This is a genomic window from Ancylobacter oerskovii (genome assembly GCF_018390555.1).
Classification (GTDB): domain Bacteria; phylum Pseudomonadota; class Alphaproteobacteria; order Rhizobiales; family Xanthobacteraceae; genus Ancylobacter; species Ancylobacter oerskovii.
Genome location: NZ_JAHBGB010000044.1, coordinates 323,984 through 339,447 on the forward strand (window position 1 = coordinate 323,984; position 15,464 = coordinate 339,447).

At 68.6% G+C, this 15,464-nt stretch carries 15 protein-coding genes; 5 read left to right on the forward strand and 10 right to left on the reverse strand.

The genetic code is table 11. The features are described from left to right. On the forward strand, positions 1–2,487 hold the full coding sequence (cofH, locus tag KHC19_RS22540; RefSeq protein WP_213356372.1) for a 5-amino-6-(D-ribitylamino)uracil--L-tyrosine 4-hydroxyphenyl transferase CofH: 2,487 nt from the start codon (positions 1–3) through the stop codon (positions 2,485–2,487). 27 nt (positions 2,488–2,514) lie between these two features. On the opposite strand, the gene KHC19_RS22545 is transcribed toward cofH, so the two are convergent. The 10 genes from KHC19_RS22545 to KHC19_RS22590 form a co-directional block, all read right to left on the reverse strand. Next, the gene (locus tag KHC19_RS22545; RefSeq protein WP_213355687.1) at positions 2,515–2,913 is read right to left on the reverse strand and encodes a hypothetical protein; all 399 of its coding nucleotides are present in this window, start codon (positions 2,911–2,913) and stop codon (positions 2,515–2,517) included. 348 nt (positions 2,914–3,261) lie between these two features. Beyond that, a complete protein-coding gene (locus KHC19_RS22550) occupies positions 3,262–4,209 on the reverse strand; it encodes an LLM class flavin-dependent oxidoreductase (protein WP_213355688.1) in 948 nt (315 codons plus the stop codon). A 196-nt stretch (positions 4,210–4,405) separates the two neighbouring features. After that, positions 4,406–5,209 (reverse strand): CoA-transferase subunit beta, encoded by an 804-nt coding sequence (locus tag KHC19_RS22555; RefSeq protein WP_213355689.1) that lies wholly within the window; start codon positions 5,207–5,209, stop codon positions 4,406–4,408. Beyond that, positions 5,199–6,191 carry a CoA transferase subunit A gene (locus tag KHC19_RS22560; protein WP_213355690.1) on the reverse strand — a complete coding sequence of 331 codons (993 nt, stop codon included), beginning with the start codon at positions 6,189–6,191 and terminating at the stop codon, positions 5,199–5,201. Before KHC19_RS22560 ends, KHC19_RS22555 begins: the two co-directional genes overlap by 11 nt. After that, positions 6,166–7,659, reverse strand: coding sequence for a pyridoxal-phosphate dependent enzyme (locus KHC19_RS22565; protein WP_213355691.1), 1,494 nt, complete (start codon positions 7,657–7,659; stop codon positions 6,166–6,168). Before KHC19_RS22565 ends, KHC19_RS22560 begins: the two co-directional genes overlap by 26 nt. 95 nt (positions 7,660–7,754) lie before the next feature. Beyond that, positions 7,755–8,483 (reverse strand): ABC transporter ATP-binding protein, encoded by a 729-nt coding sequence (locus KHC19_RS22570; RefSeq protein ID WP_213355693.1) that lies wholly within the window; start codon positions 8,481–8,483, stop codon positions 7,755–7,757. Continuing rightward, positions 8,476–9,234 (reverse strand): ABC transporter ATP-binding protein, encoded by a 759-nt coding sequence (locus KHC19_RS22575; RefSeq protein WP_213355694.1) that lies wholly within the window; start codon positions 9,232–9,234, stop codon positions 8,476–8,478. Before KHC19_RS22575 ends, KHC19_RS22570 begins: the two co-directional genes overlap by 8 nt. Then, complete coding sequence (locus KHC19_RS22580) at positions 9,231–10,166, reverse strand: branched-chain amino acid ABC transporter permease (protein ID WP_213355695.1); 936 nt, start codon at positions 10,164–10,166, stop codon at positions 9,231–9,233. The genes KHC19_RS22575 and KHC19_RS22580 overlap by 4 nt, the downstream gene beginning before the upstream one ends. Continuing rightward, positions 10,163–11,026 carry a branched-chain amino acid ABC transporter permease gene (locus KHC19_RS22585; protein WP_213355696.1) on the reverse strand — a complete coding sequence of 288 codons (864 nt, stop codon included), beginning with the start codon at positions 11,024–11,026 and terminating at the stop codon, positions 10,163–10,165. Before KHC19_RS22585 ends, KHC19_RS22580 begins: the two co-directional genes overlap by 4 nt. Positions 11,027–11,219: 193 nt before the next feature. Then, positions 11,220–12,461 (reverse strand): amino acid ABC transporter substrate-binding protein, encoded by a 1,242-nt coding sequence (locus KHC19_RS22590; protein ID WP_213355697.1) that lies wholly within the window; start codon positions 12,459–12,461, stop codon positions 11,220–11,222. A gap of 430 nt (positions 12,462–12,891) precedes the next feature. Between KHC19_RS22590 and KHC19_RS22595 the strand changes: the two genes are divergently transcribed. From KHC19_RS22595 to KHC19_RS22610, 4 genes are all read left to right on the forward strand, one after another. Then, positions 12,892–13,365, forward strand: a complete 474-nt coding sequence (locus KHC19_RS22595) for an SRPBCC family protein (RefSeq protein WP_213355698.1) — start codon at positions 12,892–12,894, stop codon at positions 13,363–13,365. Positions 13,366–13,479: 114 nt separating this feature from the next. Continuing rightward, entirely contained in the window at positions 13,480–13,977 is a 498-nt protein-coding gene (locus KHC19_RS22600) for a (2Fe-2S)-binding protein (protein WP_213355700.1), read from the forward strand. 10 nt (positions 13,978–13,987) lie between these two features. Then, on the forward strand, positions 13,988–14,794 hold the full coding sequence (locus KHC19_RS22605; protein ID WP_213355702.1) for an FAD binding domain-containing protein: 807 nt from the start codon (positions 13,988–13,990) through the stop codon (positions 14,792–14,794). Between the two features lie 29 nt (positions 14,795–14,823). Then, complete coding sequence (locus KHC19_RS22610; protein WP_213355704.1) at positions 14,824–15,174, forward strand: ArsC family reductase; 351 nt, start codon at positions 14,824–14,826, stop codon at positions 15,172–15,174. Positions 15,175–15,464: the final 290 nt, after the last annotated feature.

Genomic DNA, 15,464 nt, shown 5'->3' on the forward strand with positions numbered 1-15,464 from the left:
ATGGACGACGCGGCGGCGCGGTGGGACGATCTTGCCCGGCGGGTGCTGGGGACGGGCGGCCTCGACCGCGACGCCGCTTTGGCGCTGGCGGGAGAGGGCGACACCGCCGGGCTGATGCGCGCGGCCGCCTCGGTGCGCGACGCCGGCTTCGGCGGCGTGGTCACCGTCTCGCGCAAGGTGTTCATCCCGCTCACCCAGCTGTGCCGCGACGTCTGCCACTACTGCACCTTCGCGCATCCGCCGCGCCGGGGGCAGCGCGCCTTCCTCACCCCGGAAGAGGTGTTGGAGATCGCCCGCGCCGGCGCCCGCGTCGGCTGCGACGAGGCGCTGTTCACCCTCGGCGACAAGCCGGAGCTACGCTACAGGGTCGCCCGCGAGGAACTGGCGGCGCTCGGCTATGCGAGCACGGTCGACTATCTCGCGGCGATGGCGGAGCTGGTGTTGCGCGAGACCGGCCTGCTGCCGCATCTCAATGCCGGCGTGCTGACGGTTGAAGATCTGCGCGGGCTGCGCAAGGCATCCGCCTCGCAGGGCATGATGATCGAGACCACCGCCGAGCGGCTCTCGGCGCGCGGCGGCCCGCATTTTGGCTCGCCGGACAAGCTGCCCGCCGCCCGACTGGCAACGCTGGAGGCGGCCGGCGAGGCGCAGGTGCCGTTCACCACCGGCCTCTTGATCGGCATCGGCGAGACGCGGGCCGAGCGGGTGGAGGCGCTGCTCTCCATTCGCGACAGCCATGCCCGCCACGGCCATGTGCAGGAAGTCATCATCCAGAACTTTCGCGCCAAGCCCGGCACCCGCATGGTGAACGCGCCGGAGCCGAGCCTCGACGAGCATTTGTGGACCATCGCGCTGGCGCGGCTGATTCTCGGGCCGTCCATTTCCATCCAGGCCCCGCCGAATTTGCGCGCCGACGAACTGGGCCCGCTGATCGCCGCCGGCATCAATGATTGGGGCGGCGTGTCGCCGGTGACGCCTGATCATGTGAACCCGGAGGCGCCGTGGCCGGCGCTGGCCGCGCTCGCCAATGCCACCGCCAAGGCCGGCAAGGTGCTCAGCCCCCGGCTCGCCGTTTACCCGGCCTATCTGTTCGACGCGCCGCGCTGGCTCGACACGGCGGTGACGCCCTTCGTGCTGCGCCGCGCCGATGCCGGTGGCCTCGCCCATGAGAGCGGCTGGCGCGTCGGTGAGGGCGAGAGCTTCGACAGCACCGTCGTCGAATGGCCCGCAAATCCCGTGATTGCTCGTCCTTCGATCGCGGGCGAGGGGAGGGATCTCGACGCCCTCTTCGACCGGGCGTTCGCCGGGCGCGGGCTGGAGGAAGCCGAGATCGTCCGCCTGTTCGAAGCCCGCGGCCACGAGGCGCAGCGCGTGGCGGAGGCGGCGGATGCGCTGCGGCGCGAGGCGGTGGGCGACACCGTCTCCTATGTCGTCACCCGCAACATCAACTACACCAATGTCTGCTCCTATCGCTGCGGCTTCTGCGCCTTCTCAAAGGGGCGGCACAACGAGCATCTGCGCGGCAAGCCCTATGAGCTCGACCTCGGCGAGATCCAGCGCCGGGCGGTGGAGGCGTGGGAGCGCGGCGCCACCGAAGTGTGCATGCAGGGCGGCATCCACCCGGATTTCTCCGGCGAGACCTATCTCTCCATCGTCCGCGCGGTGAAGCAGGCGGTGCCGGACATGCATGTCCACGCCTTCTCTTCGCTCGAGGTGCGGCACGGCGCGGCGACGCTCGGCCTGTCGGTGCCGGACTTCCTCGTCGCGCTGAAAGAAGCCGGCCTCGGCACGCTGCCCGGCACGGCGGCGGAGATCCTCGACGACGAAGTTCGGGCGATCATCTGCCCGGACAAGCTGAACACCGCCGAGTGGCTGGAAACGGTCGGCGCCGCCCATCGCGTCGGGCTGAAGACCACCTCCACCATCATGTTCGGCCATGTCGACCATTACCGCCACTGGGCGCGGCATCTCATCCGCCTGCGGCATCTGCAGGAGGAGACCGGCGGCATCACCGAATTCGTGCCGCTGCCTTTCCTGCACATGGAGGCGCCGCTCTACCTCAAGGGCGGCACGCGGCAGGGGCCGTCGCGGCGCGAGGCGCTGCTGATGCACGCGGTGGGGCGGCTCGCCTTGCATCCGGTGATCCCCAACGTGCAGGCCAGCTGGGTGAAGCTCGGCGAGGGCGGCATCGTCGCGGCGCTGCGCTCGGGCGCCAACGACATCGGCGGCACGCTGATGGACGAATCGATCAGCCGCGCCGCCGGCGGCATGCACGGGCAGGAATTCCCGCCCGACCGCATGGAGGCGGCGGTGCGCGCCGCCGGCCGCCTCGCCCGCCAGCGCACCACCACTTATGACGACGCGCCGTCGCGGCAGAAGCAGCGCTCCTATGCCGCCAACGCGCTGACCCCGCGCGTCGAGCCGGCGGCGGGCAAGTTCGCCAGGGTGGGGAGCCTGAAAGCCAGTCTCGCGGCGCGGCGGGGCTGAGCCGCCGCCGGCCGTCCTGCGGGCCGATCAGTCGATCGGCATCATCGGCCCCCACGGGCCGTCGCCCCAGGGGCTGTAGTCGAAGGCGGTCTGCTGGTTCATCATGGCGGTCATCTGCTGCTCGTTGACCATGCGCTGCTGGAACGCCATCTGCTGGTAGTTCTGGAAGTTTTCCTGCGTGCCGACATAGAGGCAGCCGCACACCGTCGGGTCGGCATAGAGGAACACCGGCTGGCCGTTCTGGCTCTGGATGGTGAATTTGTGCGGCGGCAGGCTCTTCAGCGACGCCACTTTCTCCGGCGTATTGGCGAGGCGCATCTGGAAGCCGGCGGCCGACAGCATGTTTTCCTTGTTCTGCGTCGTGGTCACGCATGCGGCGGCGGTGATGCTGACCAGCGCCAGCACGGCGATCGAAGGCAGTTTCACGCGTGTTCTCCTGAGGCTAAGCGACATCCCGGCGCGGCACCGTAGCAGCGCAACCCCGGGAGTCGAGAGAAAGCGGCCGGTCTTCCGCAGCGGCCGGTCCAAAATGGTGGACATGCTTTCCGGTTGCTTGCATCGGGCAATGGGTCGTCGGCCGCACCCGGGGCACGCGCGGCCGCAGAGACACCGGCGGGATGATCCGAAACAGGTCCCTACGCCGTGCGGCCGGCAAGGCACTGTCTGACCGATGAAACAAAACGACCCGCCCCTTCGCGCGGGGCGGGCCGTTGCTCTTCTGCAGGCGTGCCGCGGAGCCCGGCGGATGGGCTCCGCCCCGGATCATTCGCTGGCTCACTTGCGCAGCAGCGGCAGCACCTCGTGGGCGAGCAGGTCGATCTGCTCCTTCTCGTAGCGCCAGGGCACGAAGACGATCTTCTTCACGCCGGTCTCGATATGGCGGGCGATCTGCTCGGCGCATTCGGCGGGCGTGCCGACGATGGCGCTGTCGAAGGTGGAGAGCGAGCCCTTGGACAGATCCCATTCCGCGTTCAGCCACTCGTTCATCTTCGGCAGGCCGACCTCGCGCGGGCCGACATAGATCGGCAGCTGGTTGAGGCTGTAGAGCGAGGCCGGGTCGCGGCCTTCCTCCTCGGCGAAGGCGGAGATCTTCGCCCAGGCCTCGTTATAGCCTTCCGGCGTGTAGAAATAGGTGAGCCAGCCGTCGCCGCGCTTGGCGACGCGCTTGAGCACCGCATCGACATAGCCGCCGATCAGGATCGGCGGGTGCGGCTTCTGTACCGGCTTGGGGAACATCACCGCGTTGCGCAGGTTCAGCTCGTCCCATTCGCCGGTGACGCCGTCCTCGGTCCACAGCCTTTTGATGATGTCGAGGTTGCGGTCCATGATCTTGCCGCGCTTGTCATGGGCGATGCCGATGGCGTCGAACTCGCGCTTGTACCAGCCCACCGCCGCGCCGAGCATCAGGCGGCCATTCGAGATCAGGTCCATCGAGGCGAGCTGCTTGGCCAGCACGACGGGATTGCGCAGCGGCAGCACCAGCACGCCGGTGCCGATCTTGATGGTCTTGGTGCGCGCCGCCACGGCGGTGAGCAGGGTCAGCGAATCGATGATCGGGAAATGCGGGTCGGTGCCGAGCAGGATGTGGTCCCATACCCAGAGCGACTCGAAGCCGAGTTCCTCCATCCGTACCCCGTAATCCACCAGCGCCGGCGCGTCCGGCAGTTCGGGGAAGCGGGTGAAGTTGCGCATGGCGATGCCGAAGGAGACGGGAGCGGGCATGGGGACGACTTTCTTCTTCTCACCTCTCCCCGTTGGGGAGAGGTCGGCCGCGAAAGCGGCCGGGTGAGGGGGAGCACGATTGCGGAGCGAAAGAAGACCCCTCACCCCGGCCCTCTCCCCGCGGGGAGAGGGAGCAGAACGCAGCCCCTCCCCGTTGGGAGGAGGGGCGGTCCCTTCTCCCGACGGGAAGGGAAGCTTACGCCGTGTAGAGCCGCGCGGGATCGAGCTCGCGCAGGATGGCGAGCTCGACATCGCCGGGCACTTCGGTGACGGCGACGTCGGCCGGCACCGGCAGCTCGAAGCCGGTATTGTCCTTGATCGCCTGCGGGGTGACGCCGGGATGCAGCGCCACCACCGTCATCGCCTTGGTCGCCTCGTCGAAGCCCATGATGCCGAGATCGGTCACCACCCGGAACATGCCGCCCGCCGGCAGGCCGGCCCGGGCGCGGCTGTCGCTGCCGTCGACGAAGCCCGGCGAGGTGATGAAGTCCACCTTCTCCACGAAGCGGCGCTTCTCGTGCTTCATGGCGACGATCATGTCGGCCAGCGAGGCGATGTCGTTGCCGCCGCCGGTGCCGGGCAGGCGGATCTTCGGGTTGTCGGCGTCGCCGATGAAGGAGGAGTTGAGGTTGCCGAAGCGGTCGATCTGCGCGCCGCCCATGAAGCCGACATCGACATAGCCGCGCTGCAGCATCAACAGCACCTCGGTGATCGACACCAGCATGTTGGCGCGCCTCGTGCAGCGCTGCTCATTGGTGGAGGGCGGCAGCTTGCCGGCCTCGACGAAGGGTCCGATCACCCCGCCCTCGAACAGGATGGTGAGGCCGGGCGCGTGGGTCTTCTGGGCGAGGATGGCGGCGAGCAGCGGAATGCCGACGCCGGCGAACACCGTCTGGCCGTCCTTCAGCAGGCGGGCGCTCATCACCGCCAGTAGCTCGGAGGCGGTATAGGCGGGCACCGCCGCCAGCGGCGGGGCCGTGCGCACGGGTTCAGTCGTCATAGATGCCACTCCCGCGACGCTGGGCGTCGAGCAATTCGGCCATGCCGATGCGGCTGAGATAATCCGCCCAGTCCTTCGGCTCGTAATGGAAGCGCTCGAGATACTCCGCCGCGCCCTTGTCCGGGTCCTTGGCGGTCATCTGCGCATAGAGGTCCATATGCGAATAGAACGGCTCGTAGAGGCCGTAGCATTCGTGCGGCGCCGAGCCGAACGGCACTTCCACCACCGCGTCGACGGTGAAGAAGCCGATCTTGGTCTGGTCGGGATGCCGGCGGATCTGGTCGTTGGAGACGATGCGCTCGGTGGTCAGGATCACCCTGTTCGCCGCCATGGCGATGTCGATGTCCATGAAGGACAATCCGTCGAGCTGGGCATTGCCGTAGGCGTCACAGCGCTGGACATGGATCAGCGCCACGTCGGGGTTCAGCGCCGGCACCAGCAGCAGCGTCTCGCCGGTGAACGGGCATTCCATGGTCCTGGCACCCGGCGCGCGGTCGACCACGCCCGAGCCCATCATCGAGCGCATCGGCATGAACGGCACGCCCATGGCGCCGGCGCGGTAGCGCAGGCCCATCGCCATGTGGCTCCATTCCTCGAAGGTGGCGCGATGGGATTCCGTATAGGCGCGCATCACCTTCGACACGCCCCACACGATGCCTTGGCTGAACCATGAGGTGATGATGTGCCGGGACAGGCCGGAGGCGTAGAGCAGGTCGCCCTCGGTCGACATGATCGAGCGGGAGACGGTGAGGCCGGTCTTGCGGGCGCGGATCAGCGCCCAAAGCATCGCCATCGGGGTACGCGAGGCGGTACAACCGCCCAGCGCCACCGAGGCGCCGTCCGGCACCAGCTTCGCGGCTTCCTCCAGCGACATCACCTTGTCGCGCAGGCTGCGGTCGCGCTCGCGGGTCTTCTGTCGCAGGTCGAGATAGGATTGGGTCACGCGCTCGCCCTCCTCACGCGGCTTCGGCGATGCCGACATCGCGGTTCAGGCGGGCGATCAGTTCGTCGAAGCCGGCCAGATGCTCGCGCAGCCCCTTCCAGAACGACTGGTGGCGGCGGCGGTCGAAATCCTCCACCGAGACGCCCTGCTGCTCGACCCAGGTGTAATAGCCGAGGTTGAACACGCGCTGGCGGGCGCGATGGTCGAGCTCTTCCACATGGTCGGCATCGCCGCCGAGCAAATGCTGGCCGAAGGCTTCCGCCGCGTCGATCTGGTCGAACCGGCCGCCCTTGCGGGCGAGATGGCCGGCAAGCTCGCTCGGATAGAGCTCGGCGCCGTCGGTGGCGACGGTGAGGATGACGTCGTCCTGCGAGAGGTCGAGCTTGCGCGCGGTCTTGATCGCCGCCAGCACGTTGCCGATGCCCGAAAGGCCCAGCCCCGCCAGCCCCTTGATGGTCGCCTCATCCAGCCCGCGACGCGTCGCCAGATAGGCGCGGCCCTCCGGCGAGCCGAACAGCAGCGCGAGGTCGTCGGTGGCGGCATCGGACACGCCGGCGACGATGTCGGTGTTGGTGACGTTGTGGATCAGCGGCACATGCTTGTCGCCGATGCCCTGGATGTTGTGCTCGCCAAAGCCGTTATAGAGCAGCGTCGGGCATTCCACCGGCTCCATCGCGACGATGCGGGCGCCGAACTCTTCCTTCAGCCTGTCACCGGCGCCGAGCGTGCCGGCGGAGCCGGTGCCGGCGACGAAGGCGGCGAGGTTCAGCCTGCCGGACGCGTTCAGCCCCTCGAACAGCTTCGCCGCCGCCGCGCCGGTCACGGCGTAGTGGCCGAGATAGTTGGGGAACTCGGAGAACTGGTTGAGGATGAAGTTGCCGGGATCCTTCGCCATCTCGGCGCAGGCGTCGTAGATCTCCTTGACGTTCGACTCGGTGCCCGGCGTGCGCACGATGTCGGCGGGGTCGGTGACCCACTGGCCCAGCCATTCGAAGCGCTCGGCGCTCATGCCGCCCGGCAGCACCGCGACGCCGCGGCAGCCGAGGATGCGCGAGATGGCGACGCCGCCGCGGCAGTAATTGCCGGTCGAGGGCCACACCGCGCGGTGATGCGTCGGGTCGAAGGCACCGGAGGCGAGGCGTGGTGCGAGGCAGGCATAGGCCGCCAGCACCTTATGGGCGTGGATCATCGGGAAGTGCCGGCCCAGCATCACCACGATGCGGGCGGGCACGCCGGTGACCGAGCTCGGCAGCTCGATGAAATCGGGCACGGCGAGCCCGCCGAGGTCGCGGGCGTTGTTGTACCAGTGCACGCCGAACAGGTTCCGCGCATCGGGCGCGTCCTTGTCGGCTGCCGAGGCGGCGGCGCGGGTGGCGGCCGGGATGGTCTCGGGGGCGGCAAGCTCGGCGAAGCGTGGCAGCACGATGCCGCGCTCGCGCAGATGCGCCACGGTGCGGGCATAGATGCCGGGATCGACGACGGCGGACGGAAGCTCGAAGGGATTCATTCTCTCGACCTGTTCGGGGTCGGCGCCGCGCGCCTTATTCCCATGATACTAATGATAGTATCAATTTGGCAAATTCTTCTTTTGTATCACGCATATCATATCGACAGGTAAGCCTCGCTCACGGTCGGGTCGGCCATCAGCTCGGTGGAGGCGCCCGCCCGCGTCACCCGGCCGTTCTCCATGATGTAGGCGCGATGGGAGAGCTCGAACGCGGTCATCACGTCCTGCTCGACCAGCAGGATGGTCTGGCCGGCCTTGTTCAGCTGGATGAGCGCCTCGCCCAGATGCTCGACCATGCGCGGCGACAGGCCGAGCGAGAGCTCGTCGATCATCAGGAGCTTGGGCCGCGACATGATCCCGCGCCCCACCGCGCACATCTGCTGTTCGCCGCCCGAGAGCGTGGTGGCGTCCTGCCGCTGGCGCTCGGCGAGGATCGGGAACAGCTCGAACACCCATGCGAGGTCGCGGGCGATGTCGTCCTTGTCGGTGCGCAGATAGGCGCCGAGCAGCAGGTTGTCGCGCACGGTGAGACCGCGGAACAGCCGGCGCCCCTCCGGCACATGGGCGATGCCGGCGGTGAGCACCGCATCCGGCTTCGCCCCGCCGATCGCGCGGCCGTCGAAGCGAATGGTGCCTTCGCGAGGGGCCAGTTGCCCGGAGATCGTCCGCAGCAGCGTCGACTTGCCGGCGCCGTTGGAGCCGACCAGCGCCACCACCTCGCCGCTGTGTACCGCCAGATCCATGCCCCACAGCACCTGAATCTGGCCGTAGCCGGAGGTGACGCCGGCGAGTTCGAGCAGGGGGTCGAGCCGCGGTTCAGGCATGATGAAGCTCCTTCAACCGCGCCGCGTATTTCTGGCCGAGATAGGCCTCGATCACCCGCTCGTCGGCGACGATCTCCTTTGCCGGCCCGTCGGCGATCATCTGGCCGTGATGCAGCACGAGAAGCCGTTTCGACAACGACAGCACCACCTTCATCAAATGCTCGATGATCAGCACGGTGACGCCGCTCTCGGCGATCTTGCGGATCAGCGCCAGCGCGCCGTCGATCTCGGAGGAGTTGAGCCCGGCATTCACCTCGTCGAGCATCAGCACCTTGGGCTGCATGGCGAGGCTCTTGGCCAGCTCCAGCCGCTTGCGGGCAGCCAGCGCCAGCTGCGCCGCCGGCCGGTCGGCCAGCGGGGCGAGGCCGACGAAGTCGAGGCTCTTCCGCGCCATGTCGCGGGCGTCGCCCACCGAGGCCGCGCCGCCGCCGAACAGCGCGCCGGCGGTGACGTTCTCGATCACCGTCATCTGCGGGAAGGGCTGCACGATCTGGAAGGTACGGGCGAGCCCGCGCCGCGCCGCCTCGTGGGGCTTCTGCGCCGCCACGTCCTTGCCCTCGAACAGGATCCTGCCGGTGGAGGCCGGCAGCTTGCCGGTGACGACGTTGACCAGCGTGGTCTTGCCGGCGCCGTTCGGGCCGATCAGCCCCACCACCTCGCCGGGAGCGAGTGCGAAGCTCACATCGGTCAGCGCCTTCAGCCCGCCGAAGTTCTTGCAGACGCCTTCGAGCTTGAGGATGGGCTCCGTCATGCCGGGCCTCCCGCGCTTCTCTTGCGCGCGAGGCTCAGCAGCCCGCCCGGCAGGAAGAACACCAGCAGCACGATGACGACGCCGAGGATGGCGCGGTTCCAGTCGAGGAAGTTCGCCCAGAACACTTCCTCGAGCAGCACGAAGGCGGCGGCGCCGAGGAACGGCCCGGCCAGCGTGCCCGCTCCGCCGAGCATCGCCATCACCGGCACCTTCACCGTCATCAGGATCTGGAAGGATTCGGTCGGGTCGATATAGCCAGTCCAGGAGGCGTAGGCGGCGCCCGCCGCGGCGCAGAACACCGCCGACAGCGTGTAGGCCGCCACCTTGTAGCGGGTGGTGTCGATGCCGACCATGGCGGCGGCGTCCTCGTTCTGGTGGATGCAGCGCAGCCCGAAGCCGAGCCGGGAGCGATCCACCAGCGCGGTGGCGATCAGGCTCAGGATCAGGATGGCGAGCATCACGAACAGGAAGAAGCGCATCACCTGTTCGGGCCCCCAGGTGAGCAGCGGCAGGTTGAGCCCGTCGCCGCCGCCGGTGAGGCTCGACCAGGAGGAGACGATGAGCCGGCACACTTCCACCACGGCGATGGAGCCGATGGCGAAGTAATGTCCCTTCAGCCGCAGGATGATCGCCCCGAGCAGCGCCGCGAAGGCGCCGACCATGAGGGTGGCGATCAGCCAGGCCAGCACCATCGGCACGCCGGCGCGCTGGCAGATGGCGCCGACATAGCAGCCGAGCCCGAAGAAAGCGGCGGTGGAGAAGGAGGGATAGCCGGTGAAGCCGCCGATGAAGTTCCACGAGGTGGCGAGGGCGCCGTACATGGCGACGATGGCGGCGGTGCGCACCACGTAATTGTCGGCATAGAGCGGCGTCGAGGCCAGCACGAGAATGCCGACGGCGAGGAGCGCATAGGCGAGGGGACCGGATCTCATTCATACCCCCTGACGCCGACGAGGCCGGTGGGACGGGTGAGCAGGATCGCCAGCATCAGCACGAAGCCGGCGGTGATCGCCTGCTGCGGGCCGAACCAGTGGCCGGCGAGGCTTTCCACGAGGCCGAGCACCAGCCCGCCGACCAGCGCGCCCGGCACCGAGCCGAGGCCGCCGACGACGCAGACCACGAAGGCCTTGCCGAGATAGGTGCCGGTGACGTTGGTGGTGATCGGGAATACCGAGGCGAAGACGACGCCGGCCACGCCGGCCATCAGCGCGCCGATGCCGAAGGTGATGGCGTAGATGCGCTCGGTGCGGATGCCCATCAGCTCGGCGGCGGAGCGGTCCATGCGCACCGCGACGATGGCGCGGCCGATATTGGAGCCGCGCATCACCGCGTAGAGCGCCAGCGTCAGCACAAGGGCCAGCGCCGTGCCCACCAGCCGGTCGACCGGCAGCGTCACCGGCCCGAGGCTCACCGCGCCGAGGTCGAGCTGCACGCGCCGCGGCGTCGCCGTGAACCAATAGGTCATGACGTTGTAGAGGATCATGTCGAGGCCGAAGGTCAGCGTCAGCGTGGTCAGCACCGGGGCGCTCACCACGCGGTTGATGACCAGCTTCTGCAGCGCGAAGCCCAGCGCGAACAGGAGGGCACCGACCACCGGCAGCATGACGATGGGGTGGATGCCCCAGCCGTGCCAGGCGAACCAGGTGAGGTAGCCGCCGAGGATGATGAAGGAGCCGTGGAGCATGTTGATGACGTTCAGCACGCCCCACACCAGCGAGAAGCCGACCGCGAGGCAGGCATAGAGCGCGCCCAGCATCAGCCCGTTGGCGAGGATCTGTGAATAGATGGCCATGGGGTTTCCGATGAGGCTCGGGGCCGAAGTAATGCGCGTTGAAGGGTGCGCGGTCGCCTTTCCTTATCCTCTCCCCGTCGGGGAGAGGTGGCCCGCGAAGCGGGTCGGTGAGGGGCGACGCCATTGGGAAGCTTGAAGCGTCGATCCCCCTCACCCTAACCCTCTCCCCACGGGGAGAGGGAAAAGGAGCCCTTCACTTCGGCATGGCGATGAGCTCGGCGTTCTTGATGTCCGCCGGGGCCAGCACCTTGATGGTCTCGTCCTGCACCTGGATGATCGGCAGCTCGCGCGGCAGGTTCATGCCGGTGGGGCCGAACTTGATCGGGCCGTAGAAGGTCTGGATGTCGGTCGAGGCGATGGCGTCGCGCAGCTTGGCCTTGTCGAGCGAGCCGGTGCGCTTCAGCGCCTCGGCGATCACCTCGCCGGCGGCGGCGCAGGAGCCGTGCACATAGTCCGGGTCGGCGCCCTTGGTCTTGGCCTGGAAGTCCTTGTAGAAATCCGCCGTGGTCGGCCACACGCCCTGGCCGGTGTAGTTGGTGGCGTGGTGCCACCAGCTCGACGAGGTGATGCCGTCGGCCAGCTTGCCGAGGCCCTCGGTGAACTCCTTGTAGGACGGGCCCGTCACCATGGTGACGATCGGCGCGGTGACGCCGAGGTCCTGCATCTGCTTGCGGGCGAGGATCAGGTCCTGGGTGTAGCCGGACACGTAGATCCAGTCCGGCTTCGCCGCCTTGATGGAGGACAGCGCGGCGGCATGGTCCATGGTGCCGACCGGATAGAGCTCCTTATAGGCGACCGTCAGGCCCTGCGCCTCCGCCGCCTTGGCGATGCCCTCGGCCATCGATTTGGGGAACACGTCGTCGCGGCCGAGCACGGCGATGGTCTTGGTGTCCGGGAACTTCTCCTTGAACATCTTCACCATGGCGGTGGTCATGCCGCCATTGGGGGAGAGGGTGCCGAACAGGTGCTTCAGGCTCTGGTCGAACACGCTCTCCGAGGAGGCGACGCAGGCGATGGTCGGCACCTGGTAGCGCTCGCCGACGCCGCCGACGATCTTGGTGTGGCCGGAGCCGAACGGGGCGAACAGGAACTGCACCTTGTCGTCGTTGATCAGCTTCTCGGCCAGCTGCGAGGCCCGCTGGCCCTCCGACTGGTAGTCGTACTCGATCAGCTCGACCTTCATCTTCTTGTCGCCGACCGCGAGGCCGCCGGCGGCGTTCACCTTCTCCACCCACATCTTCCAGACGAGGTCCTGCTTGTGACCCTCGTCGGCGAGGCCACCGGTGAGCGCCAGCGGCGCGCCGATCTTGATCGTCTCCTGTGCCAGCGCCGGGGCGGCGGCGGTGCCGGCGAGCGCGGCGAGCAGCGCGGCGGCCAGCAGGCCGGTTCGGCGCGGGGTGGAAGCGGCGCGGCGGCGGAGGTCTCGTTCGAACATGTGCCTGTTCCTGTGCTCTGGAGGCTTATGTCTCTGGAGGCGGTGTCTCCAGAGGCGGTCTCTTGGGCGGGAAGCCGCCCTGCTCGAAGGGCCGTTCATGCGCGGAGCCACCGGGGCCTGAAGGGATGCGTGTCCCGCCCGATGGTATGGTGTGCTATGTGACCATACCAATATGCATCAATTCCTCAATCTGTAAGTAACTTAAGCATGCGCTAATTTTATGCGGCGCGTGCCTCTCGCGGCGGCACTTCCCGGCCGCCGGCGGCGGGGGAATGGCGATGGACGGCGCCGTTGCACGCATGGCATGGTCGTTGCTCGCCGGGGAGCCGGTCCGGCCGCGCCGGCCCGTCAGTCCCTTCCGCGCGTCGCCGCCCGGCGCGCTTGCCTTCGTTCCGGCCGTCCGGCCGGCATCCTTGCTTCAGGTGGCTTCATGGAATTTTCCGGCTCGCACCGCATCAACGCCCCCCGCGCCGTCGTCTGGGCGGCGCTCAACGATCCCGAGGTGCTGCGCCGCTGCACGCCGGGCTGCGAGGAGGTGGTGCGGGTCTCGCCGACCGAGTTCACCGCCCGCATGGTGCTGAAGATCGGGCCGATGAAGGTGAGCTTCGCCGGCAATGTGACGCTGACCGAGCTCGACCCGCCGGCGTCCTGCCGCATCGTCGGCGAGGGGCAGGGCGGGGTGGCCGGCTTCGCCAAGGGCTCCTCGCTGGTCCGCCTCGACGAGGAGGGGGAGGAGACGGTGCTGACCTATCAGACCGAGGCCAAGGTCGGCGGCAAGATCGCCCAGCTCGGCGCCCGGCTGATCGACGGCACGGTGAAGAAGCTGGTCGGCGAGTTCTTCACCGCCTTCGCCACGGTGGTCGCGCCGCAAGCGGCGGCCGAACCCGTCGCCGGCGAGGCCTGAGCGCGCGCCCGCCGGGGGAGCGGCGGGCCGTCCCAGCCTCTTCGTGCCCAGCCGTCTTTCCTATCCGCCAGCGTTGCCCGTTCGACGCGTCGCCTTAAAGCCGGGAGAGGTTCGATGCGAGACCTGACTTTGACCATCAATGGCGCGCCGGTGTCGGTCGCCGTCGACGAGCGGACCCTGCTCGTCCAGCTCCTCCGCGACGAATTGCGGCTCACCGGCACCCATGTCGGCTGCGACACCAGCCAGTGCGGCGCCTGCAACGTGCTGCTCGACGGCGAAGCGGTGAAGGCCTGCGCCGTGCTGGCGGTGCAGGCCGAGGGCGCCGGCGTCGTCACCATAGAGGGGCTGGCGCAGGGCGAGGCGCTGCACCCGATGCAGGCGGCCTTCCGCGAGCATCACGGGCTGCAATGCGGCTTCTGCACGCCGGGCATGATCGTCGCCGGCATCGACATGGTGCGCCGGCTCGGGACGGAACTCGATGCGCAGACGGTGCGCGCCGAGCTCGAGGGCAATCTCTGCCGCTGCACCGGCTACCACAACATCGTGAAGGCCATCCAGGCCGGGGCGTCGGCCATGGCCGGCCCGGCGCCGGCCGCCGTCGCGGCCGAGTGAGGAGCGGGCCATGTTCGCCTTCGCCTATCACCGCCCCGCCACTCTCATCGAGGCGCAGGCCGCGCTCGCCGCTTCCGAGGAGGCGAAGCCGCTCGCCGGCGGCCAGACGCTGATCCCGACGCTCAAGCAGCGCCTTGCCAGCCCGTCCGATCTGGTCGACCTCGGCGGCATCCCGGCGCTGAGGGGCATCACCGTGGTGCAGGACCTGCTCGTCATCGGCGCCATGGTCCGCCATGTCGAGGTGGCGACCTCGCCGATCGTCGCCACGCATCTGCCGGCGCTGGCGGCGCTGGCCGGGTTGATCGGCGATCCGGCGGTGCGCAACCGCGGCACGCTGGGAGGCTCGGTGGCCAATAACGACCCCTCCGCCGACTATCCCGCCGCCTGCCTCGCGCTGGACGCCGTCATCGTCACCGACCGCCGCGAGCTGCCGGCCGGCGACTTCTTCACCGGCCTGTTCGAGACCGCGCTGCAGCCGGGCGAGATCGTCACCGCCGTGCGCTTCCCGCTCGGCGGTGAGGCGACCTACGAGAAGTTTCCCAATCCGGCCTCGCGCTATGCCATGGCCGGCGTCTTCGTGCGGCGCGGGGAGGGTGGGATCCGTGTCGCCGTCACCGGCGCCAGCCAGGGCGGCGTGTTCCGCTGGGGGGCGGCCGAAGCGGCGCTGGCGGCCGGTTTTTCCCCCGCCGCCCTCGACGGCCTCCGGCCGGAGGCGGAGGAGATGATCGCCGACATCCACGGTTCCGGCGCCTATCGGGCGCAGCTGGTGGCGGTGATGGCACGGCGGGCGGTGGCGAGGCTGGCCGCGGCGCGCTAGATGAGCGTCGTCAGCGACGGAGAACTCCCATGGCCGCGACCATCTACGGCATCAAGAACTGCGACACGATGAAGAAGGCGCGCGCCTGGCTCGATGCGCATGGCGTCGCCTATGGCTTCCACGACTACAAGACCGGTGGCGTCGACCGCGAGCGGCTCGGCGGCTGGATGAAGCAGGTGGGCTGGGAGGTGCTGCTCAACCGCGCCGGCACCACCTTCCGCCAGCTGCCCGATGCCGAGAAGCAGGGCATCGACGAGCTGAAGGCGATGGAGCTGATGCTGGCCCAGCCCTCGATGATCAAGCGCCCGGTGCTGGAGATCGGCGACAGGGTGATCGTCGGCTTCAAGCCGGAAATCTACGCCGCGCAGTTCGGGAAGTAGCGCCGGCCGTTCTTCCCACACGCACGCCGCTCCCCGTGCGGGAGGCTCCTTCTGCCCCTGGGGGAGAGGGAGGGGGTGAGGGTCTTCTTGCCGATGAGGTGGGCGGGCATCTTTCCCGGTGAGACGAGACGAGGCCGGGGCTCAGGCTGCTCTTTTCCCTCTCCCCGTGGGGGAGAGGGGTAGGGTGAGGGGCCTTCTTGGCTTCCCGATGTCGTTCCCCCTCACCGACCCGCTGCGCGGGCCACCTCTCCCCAACGGGGAGAGGAAAAGAAAGAGGGGGCTCCTCTTGC